The 15,164-nt window shown below is 67.4% G+C and carries 13 protein-coding genes and 1 pseudogene; 1 reads left to right on the forward strand and 13 read right to left on the reverse strand.

Annotation, left to right across the window (positions count from 1 at the left end):
• Positions 1-1,264 precede the first annotated feature (1,264 nt).
• Positions 1,265-1,650, reverse strand: a pseudogene (locus tag ABZ345_RS07100) (transposase); the annotation flags it as partial.
• Between the two features lie 104 nt (positions 1,651-1,754).
• Here ABZ345_RS07100 and ABZ345_RS07105 point away from each other — a divergent pair.
• Positions 1,755-2,450 carry a hypothetical protein gene (locus ABZ345_RS07105; RefSeq protein WP_359843865.1) on the forward strand — a complete coding sequence of 232 codons (696 nt, stop codon included), beginning with the start codon at positions 1,755-1,757 and terminating at the stop codon, positions 2,448-2,450.
• Positions 2,451-2,566: 116 nt separating this feature from the next.
• Here the strand turns inward: ABZ345_RS07105 and ABZ345_RS07110 are convergent, their stop codons facing one another.
• From ABZ345_RS07110 to ABZ345_RS07165, 12 genes are all read right to left on the reverse strand, one after another.
• A complete protein-coding gene (locus tag ABZ345_RS07110) occupies positions 2,567-2,731 on the reverse strand; it encodes a hypothetical protein (protein WP_359844478.1) in 165 nt (54 codons plus the stop codon).
• Between the two features lie 54 nt (positions 2,732-2,785).
• Complete coding sequence (locus ABZ345_RS07115; RefSeq protein WP_359843867.1) at positions 2,786-3,274, reverse strand: hypothetical protein; 489 nt, start codon at positions 3,272-3,274, stop codon at positions 2,786-2,788.
• A gap of 357 nt (positions 3,275-3,631) precedes the next feature.
• On the reverse strand, positions 3,632-4,546 hold the full coding sequence (locus tag ABZ345_RS07120) for a hypothetical protein (protein ID WP_359843868.1): 915 nt from the start codon (positions 4,544-4,546) through the stop codon (positions 3,632-3,634).
• A 216-nt stretch (positions 4,547-4,762) separates the two neighbouring features.
• Entirely contained in the window at positions 4,763-4,891 is a 129-nt protein-coding gene (locus ABZ345_RS07125; protein WP_359843869.1) for a hypothetical protein, read from the reverse strand.
• Positions 4,892-5,085: 194 nt separating this feature from the next.
• A complete protein-coding gene (locus ABZ345_RS07130) occupies positions 5,086-5,586 on the reverse strand; it encodes an RICIN domain-containing protein (protein ID WP_359843871.1) in 501 nt (166 codons plus the stop codon).
• A gap of 625 nt (positions 5,587-6,211) precedes the next feature.
• Positions 6,212-7,279: an ISL3 family transposase gene (locus ABZ345_RS07135; protein WP_359843873.1), complete on the reverse strand. Its 1,068-nt coding sequence runs from the start codon at positions 7,277-7,279 to the stop codon at positions 6,212-6,214.
• The gene (locus ABZ345_RS07140; RefSeq protein WP_359843875.1) at positions 7,249-7,833 is read right to left on the reverse strand and encodes a transposase family protein; all 585 of its coding nucleotides are present in this window, start codon (positions 7,831-7,833) and stop codon (positions 7,249-7,251) included. The genes ABZ345_RS07135 and ABZ345_RS07140 overlap by 31 nt, the downstream gene beginning before the upstream one ends.
• 927 nt (positions 7,834-8,760) lie before the next feature.
• Entirely contained in the window at positions 8,761-8,916 is a 156-nt protein-coding gene (locus tag ABZ345_RS07145) for a hypothetical protein (protein WP_359843877.1), read from the reverse strand.
• Between the two features lie 177 nt (positions 8,917-9,093).
• Positions 9,094-9,717: a hypothetical protein gene (locus ABZ345_RS07150; protein WP_359843879.1), complete on the reverse strand. Its 624-nt coding sequence runs from the start codon at positions 9,715-9,717 to the stop codon at positions 9,094-9,096.
• A 38-nt stretch (positions 9,718-9,755) separates the two neighbouring features.
• Complete coding sequence (locus ABZ345_RS07155) at positions 9,756-10,523, reverse strand: CHAP domain-containing protein (RefSeq protein ID WP_359843881.1); 768 nt, start codon at positions 10,521-10,523, stop codon at positions 9,756-9,758.
• Positions 10,524-10,648: 125 nt separating this feature from the next.
• Entirely contained in the window at positions 10,649-11,506 is an 858-nt protein-coding gene (locus ABZ345_RS07160) for a hypothetical protein (protein WP_359843882.1), read from the reverse strand.
• A gap of 143 nt (positions 11,507-11,649) precedes the next feature.
• Complete coding sequence (locus ABZ345_RS07165) at positions 11,650-15,087, reverse strand: BTAD domain-containing putative transcriptional regulator (protein ID WP_359843884.1); 3,438 nt, start codon at positions 15,085-15,087, stop codon at positions 11,650-11,652.
• Positions 15,088-15,164: the final 77 nt, after the last annotated feature.

A 15,164-nucleotide genomic window follows, 5' to 3' on the forward strand; every position in this document is an offset into this window, starting at 1 on the left:
CGAGATCCTGGCCAAGGTCCGCGTCGTCCAGACCACCGTCAAGAAGCTGGTCGACAACAACGCAAAGTAAAACCAACAGGATCACGAGACACTAGGCGACGCCTTCGCGTGCCGGTCCGAGTTTGTTCGACCCATTCTGGACGCTCCTCAGCGGCCTTGCGGGCGAGGTAGGCGACACCTGCCCGAATGCGCTCAGCGTTCGTGTTTGCGGCCGAGGCAAGGCAATTCGTCCCGTCCTGTGGGATAGGCCTGACATGTACTGCGTCAGATTTGGCCAACCGGAGAGGCAGTCGGATTGGCGAGCCGCTCTCCGCCGGTATTGCGTCGCTCGGTCCGCAGATCGACCAGGTGGGCCTGTTCACGCTTCGCTGAAGCTCACGCCCAGAGGCTCCGGCAGACGACGGATCCAACGCACGAGGTCGGTCAGAGCCTGAGCACTTTCCGGGCTAGAGGCTGGATGCACCACGTTGGGTGTGCCCGCTCTCCTGAGCGGATCATGGCCTGCACCAATGTGTGCATACCGAACACTGCACGGCGTTGTCGTGGAAGACACCCTCGCGGTCGGGAGTGCCGCGCATGTGATCTGAACCACGTGCATATCGAGACCAGCCGGTCATCGCACCGCTTATCGGTTGGACCGATGTTGCCGGGGACGGGCCGGTCCGCTTCACCCTGAAGGTCGTGTACGTGCTGGTCCTGCTTTCCATCTTCATCGCTGGAGTTGTTCAGGCAGTGAGGGAAGGCTTAGGCGAACAGAGCAATAGCCTTGGGAGCACGGAGTGGGAGCAGATTGGGAGCAACTCCGTGCGTTGAACATGCCTGAACGGTCCTCAATGGACCTGAACGGAACCGCGCCAACCTGCAGGAGTCGCATTTCTGCAGGTCAGCGCGATCTCATCACCATAGTTCACACAGAAGGAGTCCTCGGATCGACCTGAACTGCGCTCAACGGGATCAAACCGCAGGTCAACGGCCCTGAACGGACACGTACGGCGATCACGACACAGGTGAGTGCTTATTACTTCCAGGAGCAGGCGACGTGACCACATCTCTCTGCTCCGAACGTCCGCTCATGCCGATGAGCGGACGCCGTACGGGTACGTGCCGGGGCTTCAGACAGCGGCGGTTGCACGGTCCCAGACGAGAATCGGGGCGGTGACGGGCATGATGGGTGAGCCGGGATGGGTTCCGGTGACACGGATTTCGTAGCCGCCGAGTGGGAGTGCGGGTGCGCTGGTGTGGAGGAGTCCGCCGCTGTTGGGTGGGCGGCGCGCGAACCGCCTGGAGCCTTGGTGATGCACCCGTCCACCGCGATATTCTCCAGCAACAGGCCCACCATGCGGTCGTACGCCTCCAGCGCGATCTGCTTGAACTGGGTGAACAATCCGGCTTTGATCCATTCGTCGCGTCGGTTGCGGATCGTGAACGCCGAGCACGTGGTGTCGGCTATCGCCTCGTACGAACAGCGAACCGCAACACCTGGACGAGCTTCTCGAACACGATCCGATCCGAGATCCGGCGCCGGTGGCCGCCCAGCGGACGGGTGGGATCGATCACTGGTCGAAGTGGGATCAGCGCGCCAAACTGGTCCCACGGTGTGGCAGTCAGCCATGATGGCAACGCGCAGGCACACCTATGGTGATCAAGAATCGTATTCAGCTTCGTGATCACCAAGCCCGTGCCTGCTCCTCATAGCGGGTGAGGCCGCCCCACCCAATCTGCGCGACCTCTTACCTATCTCGAGGAGACGGTCCATGGGGCGAATCACCCCGATCAAGACTCGCTACGCCGGCTACCGGTTCAGGTCCCGCCGGGAGGCCAGGTGGGCGGTCTTCTTCGACACCCTCGGTATCCCATGGCGTTACGAGCCCGAGGGCTTCAGCCTCGGTGATGCCGGAGCGTATCTACCCGACTTCCAGCTCTACCCGAACACCGAGCTGGCGATGTGGCTCGAGGTGAAGGGCGAGTTCCCGACCGACGTCGAGGTCCGCAAGGCGCAGGCGCTAAGCACTGGAACGGGTCTCCGGACCTGCATCTACTTCGGCGAGGTGGACTTGCCTGCCCCAGCCAGCTTGACCAACATGAGCCTCAGCGAGTTCGTGGACCATGTGCCGGAGTACCGCTGGGTCGACGACATCGGGTGGGCACCTTTCCTCACCGGGCCTGCCAAATGGGAGCTTGGCTTCGGACCCACTGCCTACATGATCATTCCTCAAGAAGGTGCAGAGCCCGGCACCTCGCCCTGGTGGTGGACGGATTGCAGCCTCTGCGGCCGGATCATCTTAAAGGTCCACGGCCAGATCGGGTGGTGCCCATACCGCGGCGACGACCTACCCGAGGACCACCTGCTGTACCCAAGCTTTGGCCACGCAACGCCGCGCCTTCAGGCCGCCTACACAGCTGGGAAGTCGGCCCAGTTCGAGTTCGGCGAGACCGGGCATTCAAGCTGACGATGCCGCCCGGCAGGTGTGGCAGACGCCTGTCCAGACCGCGAGTAGGGCCTGGAGTTCGCGCAGGACCGCGTAGAAGCTCAGGCCTCCGCAGGGGCTTTTGGGGTGCGGCGGAGCTAGGTGCAGATGGCCTGGGCGACGGCGGCGAGGGTGGCGTGGTGGTGCCAGCCGAGCCAGGCGCGGCCTTCGGAGTGGTCCAGGCCGAGTCCTTCTTTGAGTTCGCGGTAGTCGTGCTCGCACGCCGACCTCAGACGGACAGAGCCGATGAGCCTTGGGAGCACGGAGTGGGAGCAGATTGGGAGCAACTCCGTGCGTTCAACGTGCCCGAACTGTCCTCAATGGACCTGAACGGAACCGCGCCGACCTGCAGGAGTCTCGTTTCCGCAGGTCAGCGCAGTATCGGTGCCATAGTTCACACAGAAGGAGTCCTCGGATCGACCTGAACTGCGCCCAACGGCATCAAACCGCAGGTCAACGGCCCTGAACGGACGCGTACGGCGATCACGGCACAAGCCGGCGATGAGGTCGGAGTGCAGGATGGTCACCGGCTTCGTCGAGGGGTACGGCCTCCGCCAGGACATCGCCGTGAACCTGAAGAGCTGTCCGGCCAGGTAGTCGATGTCGGTGAACGTGGACTCGCGGTGCAGCTTGAGCTGCAACGGCTTCGGCGCGCCCTGCGACTCGCTCTTCATCTCTCGCGGTCCCTTGACCGTCACCAGCATCTCACTCTTGCTGATCGGTACGGCGAAACCGCGTCGTGCCACGCACTTCCCTTTGCTGCCCCGCCCCGCGCTCACCCCCTTGGAGTTCTCGTCGAGGATCATCCACGGGTGGTCGTCGACGACAGTCACGAACGCGAACTCGACACCGGCGAAATCTGACGTCAACCCCCGGGACGAGCTCCTTGATGGCTTGGGCCTCTTCGTCTTTCAGGAGTTTGAAGACGTGGAAGACCAGCCGGATGAAGTCGTTGGACTTCCACCCCTGGCGCCTCCTGACCTCGGTGAGACACACCCGGAGCGCGTCCTGCAGCGCCTTCGGATACTGCTCATACGGCGCTTCCCTGGACACGTTCGACACGAGTTAGGTGCCGTCGGAGTTGAAGACGGTAGTGATCCCGACGACACGCTCCCCCTTGCCCAACCGGTCCTCGAACACCTGTGCGCTGCCGATGCCGAGGATCAGCTCTCGCCTCGTCGGCTGCCGTTCTCCTTGATCGCGAACGGCGTCCCGTCCAGCTTGGCGTAGACGGCGAGCGCCATTGTGCTCAGCGGGTACGCGATGCTCTGGCTGTCCGTGATGTTCTCGACCTGGAACTCCTGGACCGCTATCGACTGGCTCATGAAGGTCGACTTGGACACCAGGTAGGGACTCTCGTTGCCCGCCAGGTGTTCCTGGGCAGCGCTGGTGAAGACGAACGCGAGGTCGATCTTCTCCTTGGCCTCCAGCGCGCTCAGGCGGGCACGCTTGTAGGCGCTCGCATCCTGCACGTCGCCGCCCGAAGCCGGTGAGGTGAAGGTGCAGTCGGTCAGGCGGAACTTCCGGACGAACCCTTCGGGGAATGCCTTCGAACCGCGGACACCGTCGCGAAACCTCGTAAGGAAGGTCTCCACGCGGCCTTGGAACTGGCGGGGAACCACCACGGCGATCATCGGTGCTTTCGGGGTGAACGACTCCGTGTCGAAAGGACCGAACCTATTCAGTCCATCCTCCAGGTACCGATCCGTCTTGTCCCCGGACTGGTCGAACACGAAGGTCGGCTCGCTCAACGTGCGCACGTGCGGATGCTGGTTGCCCTTCAACCGCAGCGGCTTGGCCAGGTGTGCCGTCATCCCGGCCGCGACGTCGAGCGGTCCGCGGTCCAGCAGTGCGTTCGCGATCCTGTCCGTGTCCGCGATGCGCCGTTCGGCGTTGTTGAACGCGGCGATCTTGCCGTCCAGCGCGACCAGATCGCGCTCGTACGACCGCCCGCACGCCTTCCGGAGCACTGTCTGAAAGTTGGCCAGGTTGGACTCGATCCATGTGTGGGCCGCGTCGAGCTTCACCTCGCCCTCCCGCGACTGCACGTGGAGCTTGCCGTCGACCACATCGGTCACACGGCCGACGAGCTTGCGCCGCGCGTGCTTCCGGAACGGCCACGGGGCGGGCTAGGCGCGCGGCGCGTGACGGCGTGGAAGGCGTTTCCAGCGGCAGCGCGGAGGCGGCGAAACAGGGTGATCACTCCTCTCGGTCACTGGTGGTATCGGGCAGGTCGGCGCCGAGGACTGCGGCGGCGGCCCGGCCGTCGAGGTACTTGTCTGGAACCGCAGGACCTACCGCGGCGCGGGCCCGCCACGGCGGCCGTGGTTGCGATCGCTCACCAGCATGGTCACGAAGCGGTCGCCGGCGTTGACGAGCAGCCGCGCGAGGATTCGGCACGTGGCCTGCATGGGCCAGGTCACGTGCCGGATTCTCGCGCAACTCCTTGCGCGCCAGCCACATCAAAGCAAACGGGACAGCACGTACACCGCAAAGTTCGTGACGAGTAGGTCCGGGTGCAGGAGGAAGAGCGTCAGTGCCATCGTCGTCAGCGCCATCGTGGTCAGCCGGCTGACAGTGGAGGCAGTAGCCGCAATGCTGTTCGTCGACTGATTGGTCAGCTCCAGTACCAGCGCTGGGTCGTGGTGTTCTCATCGCAGGCCGCGACGTACGCGTCCGCGCCACTCTGCCGCAAGCACTGCCCGGACAGCGCGTTGACGAGCAGGTTGGACCCGAACGAGTTGAGCACGGGAGTCCACTTCTGCTTGTTCGGCAGTGGACTGACGCAGAACTCTGTGAAGACCCGGCTGCCTGCGCCATTCGGTGCGGATAGGCACCAGCCGCTGCGAGCGTTGATCACTCGATAGTTGTTGCCTCCGCCGACGAATTCGAACGTCCATTGCTGGTTGCCGACGAAGTGACACGGATCAGGCCAGACGTACACGGTGGTGGTCGGCTGGTTGCTGGAGTTGTAGTGCTGATCCAGGCAGTCCGCGGTGCCGATGTTCCGAATCGTCACCGGTGCCGCCATCGCCGGGGCCGCTGGTGGCAGCAGGATCGCGGCCAGTGTCAGCAGGGCAGCGGCGGCTGCCTTGATCGGTCGGAACGTCGCGTTCATCGATATCGCTCCTTCGCGTGGTTGTCGTTCGACAAGACAGCAAAGCAGCAGTCGAAGTGTTGCGACATCCACCTAATAGGTAGAGGGCAAGCGCCAGGTTTGACCCACTCGGCAGGGAATTTTTGACGAGCCGGCCGATCGTCCCAGTGAGCTTGCGGTCATACGGGTGCCTGCGGCTCGGACACTCAGTCGTCCATTCAACACCGGGATCAGTTGGCGGTGCCGATTTAGGCCTCGGAGAGAATTTCATAATTTTTGTCGATCGCCGAGAAATACGGAGATTGGAGCCTCGCGACCGGCGACCTCGCTGGAAGCAGCGCACATCGCTGGGCGCCGAGGCCACCGCGAACGGCCGAGACGTGGTCGCCCGCGTAGGCCCCGTCCTGAAGCGGGTATGCGAATCAGGCGACTTCTCGGCCGACACCACCAGGAAGATCACAATGAGATGAGCATGCCGCCAGAACGTCATAGCGTAATAGTGCACATTCGTTTCAACCGCACGCTATGCAATCCCGACAGCCTTCGCCGGTCCGGTCGATGCCACTGGTCATCACCGTGAGGCCGCTGTCGGCGACGCGTGAAAACTGGATCTGGCACGGTTTCCGTGAACTGCCAGGTTGCGGCGTCAGTCAGCGAGCAGGATGCGCTTGCGGAGAAGATCGAAGTTGGCTCGTCCGTACATCTGGCGTTTGAGCATCTTGATGCGGTTGACGTGTCCCTCGACGGGGCCGGAGTTCCAGTGCAGTGTCAGTCCCGCGGTGACGGCGTCCTGGTCGCGTCGCAAGCCGATCACGAATGAGCGCAACGCGGGCAGGGCGTCGGCGTCGACCGCGGCCATCCACTCCTCGAGACGATCGCCGCGCAGGGTGCACATCATCGTGGCGAACGAGCGCACATGTCCTGCCAGCGCAGTCAGTTCTGGGCTTCGGCCCAGGATCTGGTCCAGCTGCCGCTGGTCGTCGTCGGCCATGTTCTCGGGCTTGGTCATGATCCAGCCCACGACCCGGCGGACCTTCGGCGCGGTAGGCGCGGGCTCGGGAACCTGTGCGCTGACACGGAAAGGACGCAGGTAGTCACGCAGGACCTGACACTGGCCGCGAAAGCCCTGGGCCTTGATCTCCTCGAACAGCAGCGTCGCGGTGGTGCAGCCCGCGTTCCACCGTTGATGCAGATAAGGCTTGAACTCGTCGAGCAGGCTCGGCCGGCGGCCGGTGCCATCGTTGGCCAGCAACTCCTCCACCGTGCCGGCGCGCACGAACCGGCGCACCGTTCCTCTGGCCAGGCCGAGTTCAGCTCCGATGCCGCGGACACTGAGTCCCTTGCCGCGCAGCCGTTGCACCGCGGCGTACCGCTCCCGCGTGCGCACCGCGATCCGATCGGACCGTCCACCATCGGTTTCAGATAAGGCGGCGTCCGCCAGCGGTGCCCGCGGCGCGGCGACGGGCTGCACCTCAGGCGGAGTCGTCGCAGTGGGCTCCGGTTGCAGACAGACTCGATGCTGGGCGACAGTGCGCTCGACCGCGGCGGCGAGATTGTTCCAGACGTGCCACCGATCAGCCACCTGCACCGCCTCCGGGGCACCGAGGCGGGCGCCTTCGGCATAGGCGCCAGCGCGATCCCGGCACACGATCTGCACTCCCGGATGCGCCTGCAGCCATGCGGTCAGCGTCTCGGCGGTGCGATCGCCGAGCACGTCGATCGGCGCCCGGATTCGATATCGACCAGCACCGTGCCGTACACATGCCCGCGTCGTAGCGCGAAGTCGTCCACGCCCAGCACCGTCGGCGCACTGGTCAGCGGGTCCGGCAGTGCCCGCAGCAGCCGTAACAGAGTCATCCGGTTCACGTGGGTGGCGAGGTGGGCGGCCAGGCGCGTGCCGGCGCGGCCGCCGAGTGCCAGTGCGATGCGTCGCAGCGCCTCACCCAGCCCGACGCTGCGCCGACCGTACTTGGTGGTCAGCCCGGCAACCTGCTCGACGAACGTCGCACGTGAGCAGTCCTGATTGCCACAGAACAAGCGCCGTACCCGCAGTTGAATGAGCGTTTCGCGGCCACCGACCATCAGGTCCGACAGCCGACGCTCGTAACGGCTGTGCACCCGGCGCGCCACGAATCCACAGGCCGGACACGCGACGTCCTGGTCCTGAGTGCTCGCCTGGATCCGCACCGACCGGCCAGCGGTGAACACCCGCTCGATCCGCACGCCGAGCAGCTGAGGGAACACGACACCGAGCAACTCCGTGATCAACACACAACATGATCAACTACAGACGGTCATCACGGAAACCGTGCCAGATCCAAAATTCGCGCGCCATTGACAGCCGCATTGGTGCGCCCGGTGGTCGCGATCGCCTGGGAGTCACACAGCACGTGGGTTGCGCAGGCCAGTCAGATCTCGCTGTGGGCGGTCGTTGCGTCGGGGCGACCACTAACGCCGCAGCGGACTGCCCAGGACATGCACCAACGCCCTGTCATGCCGCTGACGGCCTCCTGGCCAACGTCCGCTTCTGCCGATGAGCGGACATTGCGCAAGGATGGATGCATGCAGCCATCCTGCCGAGTGTGTTTGATAGTCGGCCAAGGCGGGCCGTAGCTCGGCTGCAGAGACGAAAGAGCGACGAGCCTTAAGGGGGCAGAGCGCCGGGACCGCAAGGCCGAACAGCGGCGGGTGCGGCGGCGGCTTGGTCGGCGCGCGTGACTGGGGTGGCTGGCAGACCGGGTGATCGTGGTCCTGATCGTGCTGGCGATGGTCGGTGCCCGGTGGGGGCAGTTCCAACTGTTCAGCCAGCGTCTGGGGTGGCCGGCGCCACTGGCGGCTGTTGCGGCGACGGGTATCGAGTGCATTGGCTGCGTGTGCGGCCGGTTGGCGCATGTGGCGCGACAGCCCGTCGCCGTGATCGCGCGTCTCGTCACCGTGACCACTTTGGACGGTTCCGAGGTCACGATCACCCGTGATGACTCCGCGTGGGTGGAGCGTCTAGCGCAAGAAGAAGCAGGTCCCGTAGGAGAGTGTGAGCCACCCAGAAGTACCTTACCCAGCGGGCCCGGGATCTGCTGCAGCCGCTGGCCTTCGCCCAAGGGCAGGGGCTGCCCTGTGCCGCTTTCGACGATCTCGTGCCGGAGACTCCCACCGGGGTCGCGCCACCGCACCCCTGCGCGCCGCGCCGACCAGGAGCTACATGGCGAGATCGACGTCCTGCTCGCTGCTGGTGTGCCGGGCTCTCTCGACCAGGTGATGCACCTCCGCCGGCTCGCCCGTGGAGCCGTCGTGGAAGACGCCCTCCAGCCACGTCAGCCTCGACCGATCCCGGTACGAAGGGTATAGCTGCAAGACGTGTCCGCAGGGGGTGCGCTCAGCGGGCGGTTCCCGCAGTCGATCGGACGCTGGCGATCGATCAGAACCACAGCACGTTCTCCCCGCAACCGCCCGTGACACGCCGGGATCGGCTTGGTCGTCCTTGGCCGGAGCCGAACGCCAGCGGCAGACCACCGCTGGCGCCGCGGGTGCTCAGCGGACGTAGCCCTTCTTCTGCCAGTCGAACTTGACCAGATCCGGATGGCTGCTCCAGATGGAGTCCACCTTGATGAAGTTGGGCAGCTTCACGTTCGTGCCCTTGGTCTTGCCACCCGATTTCTGGTGGTACACGGTGAACCTGATCGCCAGCGTGATCGTGCGCAGCGTCAGCGGAGCGAGCGGCAGCAGCGGCACGTTCGCCATCTTCTGGGTCAGTTTGACGACGCCCTTGTAGTGCGCCGAGGACTCGGTCTTGCTGTTCGCTCCGACACCGTCGAGCCGGACGTCGATGCCCTGCAGTTCGAAGGCAAGGGCCTGGCCGGGCGCGGTCATGGTGGGAGCGCTGGTGAACGCCACCCACGATCCGGGATGCTGGTTGCCGCACGGTCGCACGCGGTACGGCACGGACGCGATGTTCGTAGGCCTGGATTTGTCAGGGAGCTGGACGTAGGCGACCAGCACGACGTCCTTGCAGACGTTCGACTCGGCGGCGACGAGGTCCACGTCGGCGGTGCGGTCGGGGCTCGCGAGCGCCGGGGGCAGCGCGACCACTCCCAGGAGCGCGGTCATGGCGAGCGCCAGGCGTGTGGTGCGTGTTTTGAGGACAGAGCGGTTCACGTGTTTCCTCCTTGTCGGTAACGGGATGTGGTACGGGGTCACCGGCCGGTGACGAACGCGTAGTTCTCGGCCACGTAGGGCTCGGCCTGGCCGGAGGTCTCGCTGGGCCGGGCCGGTGTGCGGTCGGACCGGCTGGATTTGCTCTGGGCCTTGGCCCGCGTCTTGGCGGTGTCGCCGCTGGGCTTCGTGGCCTTCTTGCCGACCGGCGAGGCGTAGCCGGTGATGTCGGTGGACTTCGGGTCGAGGATGACGCGCTTCGAGATCCGGTCGCTGTTCGTGCCGCTGTTGCCGGAGATGACCGTGATCTTGCCGGTTCTGTTGTCGACCTTCGTGACGATGCCGACGTGGTCGTCGTTGACGCCGCCGGAGTTCAGGCGGTACGTCACCGCGTCACCGGGCTTGACCCTCTTGGCGCTCGGGCCGTTCTTCCAGGTCTTGTTGGCCATGCCGTAGCTGCGGAAGCTGTTGGCCGCCGAGTTGGTGCCCGTGATCTTCACGCCCGCCTGATCCCACACGTAGCGGGTGAAGTCGGCACACCAGGCCTGGCAGTTCGAGCCGCCCATCTTGCCGCTGTAGTAGTTGCAGTTGTTCGCGCCTTCGACCTTGTGTTTGCCGTTCAGCTCCCGCTCGGCGATGCGGACGATCTCCTCGCGGGTCTTCGGGTCCGCGGAGTCGGTGGCGGCGACCAGCTCCAGCGCGGTACTGACGGCCGGCTGGTCGGCTTTCGAGCCCAGCAGGGCCACGCCGATTGCCGCGGCGACCACGAATCCGAGTCCCGCGGTGGTGGTTTTGACGAGTGTTCGCATGTCGCCTCCATGAGGTCGGTGTGCGGTTTTCGGTGTCAGGGCACGGCAAAGTGCCTCCCGTGGATGAGGTGGAGCAGAGCCGGCACGGCCGAGGTGGAACGTGGCCGTGCGGGCTCCTCCCCGGCTCAGCCGCCGGCGACCAGGACGACCTCGTTCGCGCCGATCGTGCTGACGGTGTTCGTGCCGATCTCCTGCGGTTCGACCCGGCCCGGTACGGCGGTGCCGGACTGTGGCGCCACCTGCTTCGGGTCGACGCTGTGGAGCCTCGGTTCCGCCACCGGCGGGGCCGCGCGCAACTCGGCGGGCTCCGTCTGCGCGTACAGCTCGGATCGGGCCTCTGGCGCCGCGGCGACCTGCCGTTGTGTGGCCAGTTCCGCGAGTTCTTGTTCCAGCCGCGCGGTTTCCGGCTGTGTCGTTTCGGTGTCCACGGACATGACCGGCGCGTCGGGTTCCGGCGAACCGACCGGCTCGGACGGAGCCTCCGCCGCGCTGCTGTCACTGACGGGCATAGTCGCCGACACGTGCACGGCAACCGGGGCGTCCGGCGCGACGTCTGAGGGGACACCGACTGACAGGGTGCCGCTGACCTCGACCGCGCCCGAGTCCTCGTCGGTGCCGCTGTCCTCCGCGTCGACCGCCTCGACGCCCGAGTCGGGGCTGGCCGGCTTTTCCTGCTCCGCCGGCGCTTGCTCGTTGGTGCCGTCCTCGACCGGCGCCTCGTCGACGGGGACCTGGTCCTGCTCGCCGGGCGGGTTGGTGTCCGGCTGGTTCGGCACCGTCTGGATGCCCTTGCTCTGCAAGGCGCCGATCACCGAGTCCGCTCCCTGCTGGTGACCGAGCAGGAACGCCGTGATCCCCACCAGCGCGAGACCCGCGAGGCCCAGCGCGGCCCTGGTGAGCCACAGCCGCGAGTTGTCCGTCGCCGTCAACTCTTCCGGTGGCGGCCCGGAGCGGATCCGGACCGCTTTTCGTTGTCGTGACATGGTGATTCCCTCCGTCGTCCGGTGTCGTCCCCGATCGGGTTCGGACGTCACCGAGACTCGAGGTGCCGCGCCAAGCAAGCGCCAAGGAAGCGTTGTATCGCCTGGTCATCGGTATCGCGGAGGATGACGCGAGGCCGCGTTCTCTACTGCTCGCCGAGGTCCGCCAGTCGCTTGGCCACGTGGTCGGCCTCGGCCGCTCCCAGATCGGTCAGGGTGGCCAGCGACAGCCGCCACAGGCGCTCGGCCTCGCGCACGTCGTCCCGGGCGAGATGCACGTCGCCGAGCGCGGCCTGGGCGCGCGCGTGGGTGAAGCGGTTGCCGCTCTCCTCGGTTCGGGTCAGCGCCTCGTGCAGGAAACCGGCCGCTTCGTCGGGCCGATCGAGCTTGAGCGCCACCTCGCCGGCGCCGTTGAGCGCGGACTCCACGGCCGAGCGGTCGCCGGTCTCGCGCAGGATGGTCAGCGCGGCGACGATGTCGCGGTAGGCGTGTTCGTGGTCTCCCCCGTGGTGCCGGGCGGACGCGGTGTTGATCAGCGCGATGCCCTCGCCGGTGCGGTTGCCGGTCTCGCGGTGGATCACGATGGCCTGTTCGAGGCTGTCCAGCGCCTGCGCGTGGTCACGCCGCTCGACGTGCACCACCCCGATGTTGCCCAGCACCTTGGCCTCGGTGACCCGGCTGCCCGCCGACCGCGCCTGCTCCAGCGCCTCCCGCAGCAGCACGAGCAGTTCCTCGTAGCGGCCCTGCCGGTGGTAGACGACGCCCATGTTGTTGAGGACCCGGCCGACGGCGCCGTCGTCGTCGAGGTCGCGAGCCAGCGCCAATGCCCGCTGCAGGTGGTCCAGCGCTTCCTCGTTCCTGCCGTCCTGGGCCAGCGTCCACCCGAGCAGGCTGCGGACCTGTGACTCGGTCACCGCGTCGCCGGTCTCGCGGGCGATCTCCAGGCACGAGCGCAGGTCCCCGACAATGGCGCCCCAGCCCTCACGGACCCGCGTGGTGCCGGTGTGGAGCATGATCCGGGCCTCCCAGACGCGGTCGCCCGCCGCGCGCGCCGCGCGCAGCCCGTGCCCGCACAGCGCTAGGGCCGCCGGGATCTGGCCGGTGACGTCGAGGTGCCGCCACACGGTGCCCGCCAGGTGCACGGCGTGCTCGTGCAGGCCGTGGTCGGCGGCGTGGGCGGCGATGTCGATCAGGTTGTCGCGCTCGGCGTCCAGCCACGCCCGCGCCGCGTCGGCCGTGGCCAGGCTGGGCATCGGGCCGTCGAACGCGGGAGTGGCGGGCCGCCGGTGCTTCTCGGCCGGATACAGCACGTCCATGGCGACCGCGGCGGCGTGCCGGTAGTGGCCCGTGAGGCGGATGAGGGCGGCACGGCTGTCCGGCGACGCCGTCGGGGCCTGCTCCACGGCGTGGGCGCGGACGAGGTCGTGCATCCGGTACCGGCCGCGGGCGCCGTGGCCGATCAGCGACGCCTGTTCCAGCGCCCGCAGCTCCGCTCGCGCGCGGGCGATCGGCAGGCCGGCGAGGTTCGCCGCCGCGTGCAGCCCGATGTCCGCTCCCGGCGCGAGGCCGAGCAACGAGAACAACGCGGCCTGCCCGTCGGTCAGGGCGCGGCGGGACCACGACAGCACGGTGGGCAGGCTGGCAGCTGGTTCCTGGTCGACCAGCGCGTCCAGGCCGAGCTCGCGTAGCTCGCCAGTGAACTCGGCGAGCGGGATGTGCGGCTGGGTGTGGGCGCGCGCGGCGATGATGCCCAGTGCCAACGGGAAACCGCCGCACAGCCCGATCAGTCCGGTCACCGCCTCCGGGTCCGCAGCCACGCGGGTGGCGCCGAGCCGCCGGATGAGCAGGGCGCGCGACTCGTCGTCGGTGAGCACGTCGAGCGCCAGGTGGTGTGCACCGTGCGCGGTGACCAGGCCGAGCAGGTGGTTGCGGCTGGTGACCAGCACGGCGCAGGTCCGCCCGCCGGGCAGCAGCGGCGTGACCTGGGAGGTGTCCGCGACGTTGTCCAGTACCAACAACACCCGCTTGTCCGCGAGTGTGCTGCGGAACAGCGCCGCCTGGGCGTCCTGGTCGGCGGGCAACCGGCCGGCGTCCACGCCCAGCGCGGCGAGGAACCCGCGCACCACCACCGCCGGCGGCAGCGGCGAGCCGTCCGGACCGAACCCCCTCAGGTCCGCGAACAGCTGCCCGTCAGGGAACCGGTCGGCGTACCGGTGGGCCCAGTGCAGCGCCAGCCAGGTCTTGCCGATACCGCCCGCGCCGCTGACGGTGACGACCACTGTCCCGTCCTCGGGGGCGTCGAGAGCGGCGAGCAGGGATGCGAGATGGTCGTCGCGACCGGTGAAAAGCCGTGGCGGCACGGGCAACTGGCGCGGCACCGGCGTGGTCTCGGCCAGCGGTTCGCCGGCGGCCAGGGTGGGGTCGGAGGTGAGCACGCGCTGGTGCAGCGCCTGCAACGCCGGCCCGGGGTCGATGCCCAGCTCCTCGGCCAGCCGCTGCCGGACCAGCCGGTACTGGTCCAGGGCGTCGGCCTGCCGGCCGCAGCGGTACAGCGCGAGCACCAGCTGGCCGGCCGCACGCTCGTCGAGCCCGTCCTGGGCGACCCGCGCGAACAGGTCCGGCAGCAGCTCGTCGTGCCGCCCCAGCGCCAGGGTCCGGTCGATGCGGTCCGCGTCGAGCGAGGCGCGCTCCCGGTTCAGCCGCTCCCGCACGGACGACGCCCACGGCGTGTCCAGCTCCGCCAACGGTTCGCCTCGCCACAGCGCCAGCGCCTCCTCGGCCAGCGCCGCCGCGCGCCAGGGGTCGCCCTCCTGCCGGGCCCGCGCCGCCAGGTCACCGAAACGGTTCACGTCCACCACGTCGGGCGCGACGCCGAGCACATAGCCGACCCCGTCCCGTTCGATCGTGACACCGGTCGGAGCCAGCGCCCGACGCAGGTGGGACAGGTAGGTCCGCAGCGCCGAGTGGGCGCGGGTGGGCACGCGCTCGCCCCACACGCGGTCGACCAGGCGATCCGTCGACACCGGCCGTGCGGCGTCCACCGCGAGCGCGGCCAGCACGGCGCGTTGCCGGGCGTGGCCGAGCGGCACGGGCACGCCTCTCAGACGCACCTCCACGTCGCCCAGCAACCCGAACGACAAGTCCTGTCCGCCTGCTCCCCCATCGCGGTGCACGATCACTGCATACCGGCGATGCACGGGCGTCACAACAAGATCACGCGATCTTCGCCCGGACGCCCATGCCGTGTGGTGTTGCCCAACCGCAAGCACAGCCGATGAGCGGCGGCACGATCCGGCGCGAACGAGCTTCACGCCAATCGCGCGCAGTGAGGCCATCAGCTCGGCCTGGCCGCCCACCGACAGCTTCTGCCGGATCTTCGCCACGTGCTGCTCGGCGGTCTTCGGCGAGATGTACAGCCGGGCGCCGATCTCCTTGTGGGTCAAGCCTTCCACGAGCAGCTCGCCGACTGCGCGTTCGCGCTTCGACAAGCCGTCGCCCGGTGTGTCGTCCTCGGTGCCGATACGGGCCCGCAGCGCGCGGCCCGTGCTCAGCAACTCACGGTGTGCCGCTCGAAAAGTCGTCACCGCAGCGTGCCAGCGAAATCCTCCCAGGCTGAGAGCATGCTCGGGTGATCGTGTCCCTGATGTACAAGGTGACGTGG

The sequence above is a fragment of the Lentzea sp. NPDC005914 genome (assembly GCF_040629405.1).
Taxonomy (GTDB): Bacteria; Actinomycetota; Actinomycetes; order Mycobacteriales; family Pseudonocardiaceae; genus Lentzea.

Coding starts and splice junctions, on each gene's coding strand:
- ABZ345_RS07160 (WP_359843882.1), bottom strand. CDS start 11,506: ATGTCACGACAACGAAAAGCGGTCCGGATCCGCTCCGGGCCGCCACCG.
- ABZ345_RS07155 (WP_359843881.1), bottom strand. CDS start 10,523: ATGCGAACACTCGTCAAAACCACCACCGCGGGACTCGGATTCGTGGTC.
- ABZ345_RS07115 (WP_359843867.1), bottom strand. CDS start 3,274: ATGATCCTCGACGAGAACTCCAAGGGGGTGAGCGCGGGGCGGGGCAGC.
- ABZ345_RS07130 (WP_359843871.1), bottom strand. CDS start 5,586: ATGAACGCGACGTTCCGACCGATCAAGGCAGCCGCCGCTGCCCTGCTG.
- ABZ345_RS07105 (WP_359843865.1), top strand. CDS start 1,755: ATGGGGCGAATCACCCCGATCAAGACTCGCTACGCCGGCTACCGGTTC.